The 12,115-nt window shown below is 69.5% G+C and carries 7 protein-coding genes; 5 read left to right on the top strand and 2 right to left on the bottom strand.

The annotated features are described in order from the left end of the window. The first annotated feature begins 1 nt into the window (after position 1). The gene (gene cydD / locus AC6CHP_RS20090) at positions 2-3,535 is read left to right on the top strand and encodes a thiol reductant ABC exporter subunit CydD (protein WP_498231863.1); all 3,534 of its coding nucleotides are present in this window, start codon (positions 2-4) and stop codon (positions 3,533-3,535) included. On the opposite strand, the gene AC6CHP_RS20095 is transcribed toward cydD, so the two are convergent. Continuing rightward, positions 3,517-4,035, bottom strand: a complete 519-nt coding sequence (locus AC6CHP_RS20095; protein ID WP_188732210.1) for a DinB family protein — start codon at positions 4,033-4,035, stop codon at positions 3,517-3,519. The two genes, cydD and AC6CHP_RS20095, sit on opposite strands and share 19 nt — an antisense overlap. Before the next feature lie 19 nt (positions 4,036-4,054). Further along, positions 4,055-6,571, bottom strand: coding sequence for a DNA gyrase/topoisomerase IV subunit A (locus AC6CHP_RS20100; protein ID WP_498231865.1), 2,517 nt, complete (start codon positions 6,569-6,571; stop codon positions 4,055-4,057). 88 nt (positions 6,572-6,659) lie between these two features. Here AC6CHP_RS20100 and AC6CHP_RS20105 point away from each other — a divergent pair, with 88 nt between their 5' ends. From AC6CHP_RS20105 to AC6CHP_RS20120, 4 genes are all read left to right on the top strand, one after another. Next, positions 6,660-9,344, top strand: coding sequence for a bifunctional acetate--CoA ligase family protein/GNAT family N-acetyltransferase (locus tag AC6CHP_RS20105; RefSeq protein ID WP_498231867.1), 2,685 nt, complete (start codon positions 6,660-6,662; stop codon positions 9,342-9,344). Between the two features lie 42 nt (positions 9,345-9,386). After that, the gene (locus AC6CHP_RS20110) at positions 9,387-10,127 is read left to right on the top strand and encodes a DUF5998 family protein (protein WP_104187600.1); all 741 of its coding nucleotides are present in this window, start codon (positions 9,387-9,389) and stop codon (positions 10,125-10,127) included. Position 10,128: 1 nt separating this feature from the next. Beyond that, the gene (locus tag AC6CHP_RS20115; protein WP_498231869.1) at positions 10,129-11,403 is read left to right on the top strand and encodes an alkaline phosphatase family protein; all 1,275 of its coding nucleotides are present in this window, start codon (positions 10,129-10,131) and stop codon (positions 11,401-11,403) included. Beyond that, the coding region (locus tag AC6CHP_RS20120) for a thymidine kinase (RefSeq protein ID WP_498231871.1) at positions 11,396-12,115 on the top strand (720 nt) is incomplete at its 3' end. The genes AC6CHP_RS20115 and AC6CHP_RS20120, both read left to right, overlap by 8 nt.

Below are 12,115 nucleotides of genomic sequence, written 5' to 3' on the forward strand. Positions count from 1 at the left end.
CATGCGGCCAAGTTTCCCTCCCGGTCCGGCCACCCGGTCCGCCGTCTACCTGCTGGGACTGCTGGCAGCACTGAAGGCCCTGTCACTGGTCCTGATGGGCCAGGCCGTGGCCTCGGTGCTGGCCGGACTGGTGGCGGGGGACCCGGACTGGGCAGGCCAGGTTGCCCTGGGACTGGCCGGCGTGGTGCTGCGGTCCCTGACCGTCTGGGCACAGGCTGTCGCTGCCCGGCGGGCCGCCCTTGGCATCAAGGAGGAGCTGCGTGCCGGGCTGCTCGAACGGGCGCTGCGCAACGGCGCCAGGGGAACCGGCCCCGCCGACGGCGGGCTCGCCGTCCTGGCAACCCGTGGACTGGATGCGCTGGACAACTACTACACCCAGTTCCTCCCGGCACTGGTGAACTGCGCGGCGATTCCGCTGCTGCTGGGAGCACGGGTCCTCTTTGCGGACTGGGTCAGCGCAGTGGTGATTGTCCTGACGGTACCGCTGGTCCCGCTGTTTATGGTGCTGATCGGCCGGTACACCGAAGACAACGTCCGTGAAGCGCAGGCGGCCCTTGGCAGGCTGTCCGCCCACATGCTGGAGCTGGCAAAAGGCCTGCCGGTCCTGGTGGGGCTCGGGCGCGCCACGGCGCAGCGCAAGGCCCTCGAAGAGATCTCCGAGGAATACCGCACCCGCACCATGGGAACCCTGCGCACCGCATTCCTCTCGGCGCTGGCACTGGAACTGATCGCCACGATCTCCGTGGCGGTCGTGGCGGTGTTCATCGGCGTCCGGCTGGTGCACGGGGACATGCCGCTCGAGGCCGGCCTGCTGGCACTGATCCTGGCCCCGGACTGCTATCTCCCGCTGCGTGAACTGGGCACCGCCCACCATGCCAGCGACGACGGGCGGGTGGCCCTCGCGGAAACCACTGCGGTCACGGGGGCCCCCGAACCCCGGCCGCTTCCGGCAACCAGGGCGGGACGGCCCGGTGCCCCCGTCTCCGTCACGGACCTGACCGTAGGCTACAGCGGAAGGTCGGGCCCCGCCGTCGGCCCACTCACCTTCACCGCGCCGCAAGGCAGGATCACCGCCCTGGACGGAACCAGCGGCGCAGGAAAGAGCACAGTCCTCGGCGTGCTGGCGGGAACCATCGGGGACGGAGCCGGCGCCACGGTCACCGGCACGCTCCGGGGCATCGACCGCAGCGCGCTGGCCTGGGTGCCGCAGCATCCGGTCATGCTTGCCGAAACTGTCCTGGACGAGGTGCTGCTGTACCTCTCCGTGGATATCGAGGGCGCCCGCGGCCACGCCGGCCTGGAAGCCGCCGCACGCTCATGCCTGGCCCGCGCCGCTGCCGGCCACCTGGCACACCAGCACCCCGCCGAGCTGAGCCCCGGCGAGCTGCGGAGGGTGGCACTCGCCAGGGGACTGGCCCGGATCGAGGCAGGAGCCACAGTGCTGCTGCTCGATGAGCCCACCGCACACCTGGACGACGCCTCGGCCATGGTGGTGGAAGACGCGATCCGCCACCTGCGCGGACGCGTCACCGTGATCCTCGTGGCGCACAACGGGCGCACCCGCAACCTCGCTGACCACGTGGTGCCGGTGGCTGCGCACGCAGAGCCAGTCCACGCAGAGCCAGCCCGGGCAGGGGAGCCAGGCGCGCGGGCCGGGGTGCTGGCCACGGCTGCCGCGCCGGTGCAAGCCGCGCTGCAGAAGGCCGGGCCGAAGCCAGGGGGTGCCGTGGACGTTGCAGCGGACGCCTGGCCCGCCCCCGCTACTGCCCCGGTTGCCGGCGCCGGTGCCGGTGCACCCGCCAGCGGGGGCGCAGGTACCCGCCAAACGACCCGTCTCCTCGCGGCGCTCCTGGCGCCGGTCCGCGGCAAGTTCGCAGCGGCTGCCGTGGTGGGCACCCTGGCGGCCGTCTTCGCCGTCGCGCTGTCCGGCCTGTCCGGCTGGCTGATCATCCGGGCCAGCGAGCAGCCGCCCATCCTGTACCTGCTGACGGCCATTGTTGGCGTGCGGTTCTTCGGGATCGGGCGGGCCGTGCTCCGCTACTGCGAGCGGCTCCTGCTCCACGATGCGGTGTTTGCCGCACTCACCCGCCTCCGGGGACGGCTCTGGGAGTCCCTGAGCCGCAGGGCCCTCGCCCTCCGCCGGCTGCTGCAGGGCGGAAACGTCCTGGGGACGGTCATCGACGACGTCGACACCGTCCGCGACCTCCTGCCAAGGGTTGCGCTGCCGCCCGTGACGGCGCTCGCTGTCTCCGCCCTGGCCCTGGCCACCACCTGGCTGCTGGTGCCGGATGCCGTCCCGGCCGTCCTGGCCGCCGCCGCAGCCAGCCTGCTCCTGGCCCCGGCCGTGGCGCTGTGGGCCGACCGGAAGTCCGCCAGCGCCGAACAGGTCCTGAGGTCCGGGGTCCTGCGCCGGATTTCCGCAGCCCTCGATGCACGCGCCGAACTCCACGCCAACGGCGTCTCCGCCCCGGTACTGGCCGGACTGCGCGCCCAGGACCGCAGCGCCACCCGCGCTTCCCAGCGGTCAGCGTGGGCAGACGGCCTGGGACACGCTGTCACCACAGCCTCCTGCTGCGCGGCTGCCTTCGCAGCTGCCTGGCTGGCCGCTCCCGCCGTGCTCGGCGGCCGGCTCGCCCCGGCGACGGCGGCGGTGGTCGTGCTGATGCTCCTCGCACTGGTGGAGCCCTACGGAGCCATGACGACGGCGGTGCGCCAGTTCCCCGCGCTGCGGACAGTCATGCGGCGCGTGTCCGCCTCGGGCGCCCTGGACGCCGGCACCGCGGGCTCCGAAGGCACCCCAGCCGACGGCCTGCACACAGTGCCTGCCCGCCAGGACGGTGCTCCCGGCGTCGAACTCGTTGACCTCGCGGCGGCGTGGTCGGGCGGTGCTCCGGTGTTTTCCGGGATCAACGCCGTTGCCGAGCCAGGCAGGTGGCTGGCCGTCACCGGAGCGTCCGGTTCCGGAAAATCCACCCTGCTCTCCGTCCTGCTGGGTTTCCTCCCTGCAGCAGCCGGGGCAGCCCGGGTGACCGGCCGGGCCGCCTGGTGTCCGCAGGAAGCCCACCTCTTTGACTCGACCATTCGCGGCAACCTGCTGCTGGGCAGGCCCCCCGCGAACGGCCCGGCCGCAGACGGCGAGCTGATGGAGGTGCTGGAGTCCGTGGGCCTGGCGGGCCTGGTGGAGCGCCTGCCGGGCGGCCTGGACACCAGGATCGGTCCGGGCGGGGCCTTCCTGAGCGGGGGAGAGCGCCAGCGCCTGGCCGTGGCGCGCACGCTGATGACCGGTGCGGAGGTGATCCTGCTGGATGAGCCAACAGCGCACCTGGATGCTGAATCGGCAGAGGCCATGCTGGCCGACCTGCGCGCGGGACTCGGCAACCGGACCGTGGTGCTGGTGACCCACAACCCCGCTGACATCCATCCGGAGGATGCGAGGCTGGTGCTGGCCGGATCCGGGAACGCCGGAGACAGCGGACACAACGGCGCGCCGGCGTATGCCGCGGTTACAGAAAGTGCTCAGCCGTCCACGTCGTGAAGGTGGTGGACGACGTCGTGCAGGAAGTACTGGGCCAGCGTCAGGACGGTGAACTCCGAGCCATTGCTGCGCAGCCCTGTCCGTCCCCACTCTGGTTCGCGGACCCTGGCAAAGGACTCGGCCGCCTGCTTTCCCTCAGCTGTAAGCTCTGCGCTGACCACTGCCGGATCCGCGTTGGCGTAGTCCTTGTCCATGGCCGTCTGGTCCTGGTCCCAGTTCTCGAACCGTGCGTCATCCGATTCGAGCATGAGGTTCAGCCGCTGGTCGAAAAGGCTGAAGACGTCCCGGACGTGGCAGGCATACTCCAGCGCGGACCAGGTGTGCCCATTGGGGCGCTCCGCCACGTCCGGCCTGCGCAGGACGGCACGCCAGCGGGGCAGCATGTTGTCGATGTTCCCCGGGACGGTGGACGGCGTTACCGTGGCGGCATCGAACGAGCAGTCGGGGCAGGGACGCGTCAGGACCCAGGTCCAGTCCTTCTCATCAGGAACGATAGGCATGCATGCAGTCTAGGCCGGATCAGGCAGTCTGGCCGGGATCAGGCCACGCCATGGCCGGACCCACCACGTCCACCGGCTGCGACAACGGGACGCCGGAGCCATCCCGCCGGCCGTGCTCCTGCGGCAGGGACCTGGCAACCCCCGCGGCTGAGGCGGCCTTGGCCGGTCCGTGGCCCGCCCAGGCCAGCAACAGCGTGTCCTCGCCCTTCAGGAAGCGGTGTGCCCGCACGCCGGCGGTTGCGCGGCCCTTCACGGGGTACTCGGAGAACGCTGTGACCTTGGCCGTGCCGGGGGCGGTCCCGGGAAGGGCTCCCGTTGTCCCGGCGATGGTCACCACCACGGCGGCCTCGTCCGTGGGCTGGACCGCGCCGAAGAACAGCACGCGGTCCCCGGCGGGCAGCTTGATTCCCGCCATGCCTCCGGCCGTCCGCCCCTGGGGGCGCACGCTGGCGGCTCCGAATTTCAGCAGCTGGGCCTGGCTGGTCAGGAACACCAGCTCAGCGTCATCGGCGCCCGCCGGGGCCACATTGACCACGAAGTCCTTGTCCTTGAGGGCTATGACGTCCCAGTCTTCCCGGTTCAGCGGGTAGTCCGGCTGCACCCGCTTCACCACGCCCTGGGAAGTGCCGATGGCCAGCACTTCGTCCAGCGGCACGAACGCCACCAGGGTTTCCCCCTTGAGCAGGGTGAGGAAATCCCTGGCCGGAACCCCGCCGGCGAGGTTGGGCAGGCCGGACATGGGCGGCAGTACCGGCATGTCCATCACCTGGAGGCGCAGCATCCGCCCCAGGGAGGTGACCGCCGCGATCTCGCCCCGTGCGGAGGTCTTGACCACGGACGTGAACACATCATGTTTTGCCCGGGGGCCCGCCTCCGCCAGCGGCTCCTGGTTGCTGGTGCGAGCCACCTGTCCGGAGGCGGTCAGGATGGCCCAGCAGGGGTCGTCGGCGATTTCCAGGGCGAGCGGCGCTGCCTTCCCCTTTTTCCCGGCGGCCAGCGCAAGGTCGGCGGCCACGGTCGGTGCCACGGCTTCGGATTCGAGGAGGACGGTGCGCCGCGGAGTGCCGTGCTCCTCGGCAATCTCTCCCAGCTCGTCGGACACCAGGGTCCGGAGCCGCTCCTCGGAGCCCAGGATCGCCTCGAGTTCCGCGATCTCGCGGCGCAGCTCGTCCTGCTCCTTCTCCAGCTCGATCCGGGAGTATTTGGTCAGCTGGCGCAGCCGGAGTTCCAGGATGTAGTTCGCCTGGATCTCCGTGAGGTCGTAGATGGACATCAGCCGGGCCCGGGCGGCGGCTGCCTCGTCCGAGGAGCGGATGATCTGGATGACCTCGTCAATGTCCACAATGGCGATGAGGAGTCCCTCCACCAGGTGGAGGCGGTCCTTCTTCTTGCCCAGCCGGAACACCGTCCGGCGGCGGACAACGTCGATCCGGTGGTTGACGTACACAGTCAGCAGCTGCACCAGGCCCAGGGTCTGCGGCTGTCCGTCCACCAGGGTGACGTTGTTGATGCCGAAGGAGTCCTCCATCGGCGAGTAGCGGTACAGCTGCTGGAGCACCGCGTTGGGGTTGAAGCCGTTCTTGAGTTCGATGACCAGGCGCAGGCCGTGCTTGCGGTCGGTCAGGTCCACGATGTCGCTGATGCCGGTCAGCTTCTTGGCGTTGACGGCGTCCTTGATCTTCTCGATGACCTTTTCCGGGCCCACCATGTAGGGGAGTTCGGTGACCACCAGGCCGGTCCGCCGCGCGGACAGCTGTTCCACCTCCACCTTGGCCCGCGTCTTGAAGGACCCCCGTCCCGTGGCGTAGGCGTCGCGGATGCCGTCCAGCCCCACGATCCGCCCGCCGCTGGGCAGGTCCGGGCCGGGCACGAACCGCATGATGTCATCGAGTGTGGCGTCCGGGTGGGCAATCAGGTGCCGCGCGGCGGAAATGACTTCCACCAGGTTGTGCGGGGCCATGTTGGTGGCCATGCCCACGGCGATGCCGGTGGCGCCGTTGACCAGCAGGTTGGGGAACGCGGCCGGAAGCACGTCCGGCTGGGTCAGCTGGTTGTCGTAGTTGGGGACGAAGTCCACCACGTCTTCGTCGAGGTGGTTGGTGAGCGTCAGGGCAGCCGCTGCGAGCCGCGCTTCCGTGTACCGCGGAGCCGCAGGGCCGTCGTCGAGCGATCCGAAGTTGCCGTGCCCGTCAATCAGGGGCAGCCGCAGCGAGAAGTCCTGGGCCATGCGCACCATGGCGTCGTAGATGGCGGTGTCGCCGTGCGGGTGCAGCTTGCCCATGACCTCGCCCACCACGCGGGCGCTCTTCACATGGCCGCGGTCCGGGCGCAGGCCCATGTCGCTCATCATGTAGAGGATGCGCCGCTGCACCGGCTTGAGCCCGTCGCGGGCGTCCGGAAGCGCCCGGGAGTAAATCACCGAATACGCGTACTCCAGGAAGGAACCTTCCATTTCGGAGGTGACATCGATGTCCACGATGTTCTCCGTGTAGGGGGTGGTGTCTTCGGGAGGGGCTGAACTTTGGCGGCGGGCCATGGGGTTGGTGGATCCTTCTGCAGAGCGGTGCAATGGTTTGTTGGGCGCAAGCGGCAGTGCTGCGGGAGTTTTTGGCTAGGCTAAGCCTATGGTGGAACAGCCCGTGGACGGCGAATATCCGGAACATTGGGAAGCCGATGTCGTGCTCCGGGACGGCGGGACGGCACATCTGCGCCCCATCCACCCCTCGGACGCGGACGCTGTCCAGAAGTTCCACATGGGACAGTCGCAGAACTCAATCTACATGCGCTTCTTTGCCTTCAAGGCCAAGCTTTCCAGCAAGGAGCTCAAGCGGTTCACCGAGGTGGACTACCGGGACCGGGTGGCGTTCGTCATCACCATCGGCGGTGAAATCGTAGGGATCGGCCGGTATGACCGGCTGGACGACCCCACCGAAGCCGAAGTGGCGTTCAACATCGCCGACTCGCACCAGGGGAGGGGCATCGGCTCCATCCTGCTCGAACACCTCGCCGCCGCCGCCCACGAGAACGGGATCCGCCGCTTCAGCGCGGAGGTGCTGCCGGAAAACCGCAAGATGCTGATGGTCTTCTCCGACGCCGGCTATGACGTCAAACGGCATTTCGACGACGGCGTCGTCAGCCTTGAGTTCAACATCGACCCCACCGAAAAATCCCGGGCCGTGATGGAATCCCGCGAGCACCGCGCGGAGGCGAGGAGCGTCCGCGACCTGCTGACGCCGTCGTCCATTGCCGTCATCGGGGCGAGCCGCAAGTGGGGGACGGTGGGCTACCAGCTCCTGGAGCACATCATCGAAGGCGGCTTCCCCGGACCTGTGTTCGCCATCAATCCCGAGGCCCTGGAACTGGCCGGCATGATCTCCTACGGCAAGCTCTCGGAGGTCCCTGAACCTGTGCAGCTGGCCGTTGTTGCCGTCCCCTACGAGGAAGTGCCCGCCGTCGTCGCAGACTGTGCGGCGGCAGGGGTGAAGGGCCTGGTCATCGCCTCGGCAGGCTTCGCGGACGACGGCGAACGCGGCCTCATGCGGCAGCGCGACCTCGTGCGGCAGGCACGCGCCAACGGGATGCGGGTGATCGGGCCGGCGTCCCTGGGGATCGTGAACACCCACCCGGCCGTGTCGCTGAACGCCTCTATGGCGCCCACGCTGGCGCTGCACGGCGGGCTGGGGCTTTTCTCCCAGTCAGCGGCCATCGGCGTCTCGCTCTACGCCGCCTCCAGCAGGCGGCGGCTGGGACTGTCCACCTTCCTCTCCGCCGGAAACCGCGCCGATGTGTCAGGCAACGACATGATGCAGTACTGGGAGGACGACGCCGACACCTCCGCCGTGGGCCTGTACCTGGAATCGATCGGCAACCCGCGCAAGTTTTCCCGGCTGGCCCGGCGGCTGGCGCGCATCAAGCCGGTCATTGTGGCCAAGTCCGATGCCATGGGGCTGCGGCTGCCGCCCGGCCACGCCGTCCGCACCACACAGGCACCCGCAGGTGCGCTTGACGCGATGCTCCGCCAGTCCGGCGTTATCCGGGTGGAAACCATAGAGCAGCTTGTGGACGTGGCGCAGGTGGTGTCCAACCAGCCGCTGCCCGCCGGGCCCGGGCTGGCCATCTTCAGCAACTCCCAGGCCCTGGGAAAAGTGGTGGCAGACAGCGCGTCGTCGCATGGGCTCGACGTTGCCCGGCTGGTGACCGGCGTGGACCTTGACGCCGGCCAGTCGGTTGCCCTCCCCGCCCTGCGTTCGTCCCTGCTCGCCGCCCTTGAGTCCGACGCCGTCCATGGGGCCGTCGCCGCACTGCTGCCCGCCCGCGGGCTCACGGTGGACAGCATTGCCGAGGTGCTCGCCGAATGCTCGGTGAAGGCAGGTAAACCTGTGGTGGCCGCGTTTACCGGAATCCTGGATCCCTCGGTCTATGTCGAGGGCATGGTGGGGTCCGCGGAGCAGGCCGTGCCCTGCTTCTCCAACCCCGGTGCTGCGGTGGCCGCGCTCGCCGCCGTGGTGCGGTACTCGGAGTGGGTCTCGCGCGACCACGGGCACTTCGTTGAGCCGGAAGGCTGCGATCCGCAGCGCGCGCGGGCTGAGCTGGAGGGCCTCCTCCGCGACGTGAAGGGGGAGCAGCTCAAGCAGCTGGACCCGGCGGCCACGCGCTCCCTCCTGGGCCACTACGGCATCACCGTGCTGCCTTCGGTTGGCTTCGACACCCCGGACCAGGCCGTTGAGGCGGCGGACATGCTGGGCTGGCCGGTGGCGCTGAAGACCACCGACCCCTCGCTGCGCCACCGCCTGGACCTTGGGGGAGTCCGCCTGGATATCCAGGACGCCGAGTCCTTGCGCCGGAACGTCCTGCAGATGCGCCGGACCCTGTCCCGCTACGGCGACCCGGCACTGGAAGTGCAGAGCATGGCGCCGGTGGGACAGGCCTGTACCTTCCGGGCCATCGAGGACCCGCTCCTGGGCCCGGTGATCTCGTTCGGCCTGGCCGGGGACGCCGTCAACCTGCTGGACGACTGGGCGCACCGGGTACCGCCCCTGTCCGCAGCGGACGTGCACGACTTCATCCGCGGGCCGCGGGCCGCCCGGAAGCTCTTCGGCTACCAGGGCCTGCCGGCCGTGGACGTGGCCGCCCTTGAGGACCTGGCCGGCAGGCTTGCCTGGCTCAAGGACAGCCATCCGGAGATCGCGCTGGTGGAATTCAATCCGGTGCTGTGCGGCGTGTCCGGGGCTGTGATCCTGGCCGCGGATGTCCGGATCGGCAACGCGGCCCAGCGCACCGACAGCGCCCGCCGGGCCATGCTGGGCTGACGCGGTTAGCAATGTGGCGGGCCGATCTGTGAAAATGGGGGAATGAGCTCACAGCCTCCCGCGTCGGCGCCCGAAACGCCCGGCAATGAAAACCAGGCAGTCCGCCACAGCTCACACAGCCACAGCGCCCAGGGCCAAAGCCTTGACGGCGCGCTCCAAAAGGCGGGTTTCTACCCGCGCCTGGTGGCTGACGTGGTGGACGACGCACTGGACGGCCGCGAGTGCGTTGCCCACCTGGTGCACCTGGAAACCCACTTCGACCGCGCCGAGGTACGCCGCCACATCACCGTGCTGGTGCTGACCGCGGACATGCTGGTGATCACCCACGTGGACGACCAGCAGCTGGATGAGGCGGGTGAGCAAATCGTGGCCCAGATTTCCACCGAGTCCGTGCCCGTGGCGCAGATCCGCTCCGTGGTCCTCAGCTACATGTACGCGCAGCCTCAGGACTACAAGCCTTCAGATCCGGTCCGCGAGGTGACGCTGTCCATAGCATGGTCCGGCGGCCAGCGGCTGGACATGGGCCCCGCCAGCTGCGGGGATCCCCAGTGCGAGGCGGACCACGGGTACAGCGGCACCATTGCGCAGGAGGACATTGTCCTGCGGATCAGCGCCGAGGCGGACGGATTGCAGGCCGTCCAGGACGCCAAGCTTTTTGCCCGCGCGCTGCGCGCCGTGAACACGGGCTCTGCCGCCCCGGCGCCCCACATCCAGTCACTCCCGGCCCGGCCGCGTTCAGGCGTGTTCGGTAACCGGCTCAGCCGCGGGCACCAGCAGCGCTGAGATGCCGGACGAACGACGAACAAGCAGCAACGTCCCAACACCCCCAGCCAGCGGCGCTCCTGTCCCTGCCGGTGCCTCAGCCGGCCGGCCGGCCAAAGCCCCGGACCTGCCGCCCGCTCCCGCCTACGGCCGGCGTTCCGTGGCGGACGTGCTGACCAGTGCCGCAGCCAGCCTGGGCCTCGACGGATTCACCAACACCCTTGGCCTTCCTGCCGCGTCCCGCGTATGCGTCGTCGTGGCCGACGGCCTTGGCCGGAACCTCCTGAAGCAGAAGTCCGCCCACACCCCCTTCCTGCGCTCCGTCATCCAGGCCGGCCAGGGCGCCGTCCCCGTGTGGCTCGATTCGGCGTTCCCTTCCACCACGGCCGCCGCTTTGGCCAGTTTCGGCACCGGCCTGCCCCCGGGCCAGCACGGCCTGGTGGGCTACGACGTGCTGGATCCGGAGCAGGACAAGGTGGTCAACCTTCTTGGCAACTGGGACCCCGGGGTTGACCCGGTGGCCTGGCAACCATTCCCCACAGTGCTGGAACGAGCTGCCGGCCAGGCGGCAGTGACCACCGTCAGCCTTCCCCAGTTCGGGGACTCACCCATGACCCGCGCCGCCCTTCGCGGCGGCAACTTCATGCCCGCCACCACCTCCCACGCCCGGACTGCAGCTGCCGCCGAGGCCCTGGCAGCGCCCGGGCCAGGCCTGATGTACTTCTACGTCAACGAGCTTGATAAGGCAGGCCACCGTTACGGCTGTCAGTCGCCGGAGTGGGAACACCAGCTTGAGGAGCTGGACGCCGTGATGAAGCGGCTGAATTCCTCGCTGCCGGCGGGCACCAGCATCCTGCTGACGGCGGACCACGGCATGCTTGACGTGCCGGAGCAGCAGCGCATCGACTTCTCGGCGGATCCGCAGTTGGTGGAAGGAGTCCGCCACACGGCCGGCGAACCCCGGATGGTGCATCTGTACCTGGATGACGCGTCCGACGCCGGTGTGAGGGAGCGGCTCCTCGCCGCCTGGCGCGGCCGTTTCGGTACCCGCATCTGGGCATTCACCAGGGAGGACGCCATTGCCGCCGGGCTTTTCGGTCCGGTCCGGCCCGCCGTCGAGGGCAGGATCGGCGACGTGATGATTGCGGCCCGCGACGAGCTCGCCCTCTACGACACGAGGCGTGTCCGCCCCACGGCGATGGAGGTCGTGGGCCAGCACGGATCGCTGACCAAGGCTGAGCGGGAGGTTCCGCTCCTGTATTTCAAGGCCGACGGCAGGGGTGCCCGCCGTGGCTGAGCTCGTCTTTTTCTCCGGCACCATGGACTGCGGCAAGTCCACGCTCGCGCTGCAGATGGACCACAACCATAGGGTCCGCGGCCGGGGCGGCGTCCGCTTCAGCCGCAATGACCGCGCCGGCGAGTCCCGCATCTCCAGCCGGCTTGGACTGGAAACCGACGCCGTGGAGGTAGTGGACGGGACGGATTTCTGGGAGGAAGTCATGCGGCGGCGCACCCTGGGCCAGCGCGTGGACTACCTGATCTGCGATGAGGCCCAGTTCTACACGCCTGAGCAGGTGGAGCAGCTGGCGAAAGTCGTGGACGAAATCGACGTGGACGTCTTTGCCTTCGGCATCACCGCTGACTTCCGCACCCGGCTGTTCCCCGGCTCCCAGCGGCTGATCGAACTTGCGGACCGGGTGCAGGTCCTGCAGGTGGAGGCCCTGTGCTGGTGCGGCCGCCGGGCAACGCACAATGCACGCACGGTCGACGGCGTCATGGTCACCGAGGGCGCGCAGGTTGTGGTGGGCGACGTGGACATGGCCGTGGACGGCCCGGCTGCCACGGCGGCAGGCCACGTCCCCGTGGTGGGATATGAGACGCTGTGCCGCCGCCATTTCATGCGCCGCGTCACGGCACATGGCGCCAACCTCATGGCCGAACAGGACCAGCTGCTGCCGTTCGAGGTGGATGCGTGCCTGTGGCGGGGCACCGGCGGGACCGGCGCGGAC

The sequence above is a fragment of the Pseudarthrobacter sp. GQ63 genome, assembly GCF_059758765.1.

Coding starts and splice junctions, on each gene's coding strand:
- AC6CHP_RS20110 (WP_104187600.1), top strand. CDS start 9,387: ATGAGCTCACAGCCTCCCGCGTCGGCGCCCGAAACGCCCGGCAATGAA.
- AC6CHP_RS20115 (WP_498231869.1), top strand. CDS start 10,129: ATGCCGGACGAACGACGAACAAGCAGCAACGTCCCAACACCCCCAGCC.
- AC6CHP_RS20095 (WP_188732210.1), bottom strand. CDS start 4,035: ATGCCTATCGTTCCTGATGAGAAGGACTGGACCTGGGTCCTGACGCGT.
- AC6CHP_RS20100 (WP_498231865.1), bottom strand. CDS start 6,571: ATGGCCCGCCGCCAAAGTTCAGCCCCTCCCGAAGACACCACCCCCTAC.
- cydD (WP_498231863.1), top strand. CDS start 2: ATGCGGCCAAGTTTCCCTCCCGGTCCGGCCACCCGGTCCGCCGTCTAC.
- AC6CHP_RS20105 (WP_498231867.1), top strand. CDS start 6,660: ATGGTGGAACAGCCCGTGGACGGCGAATATCCGGAACATTGGGAAGCC.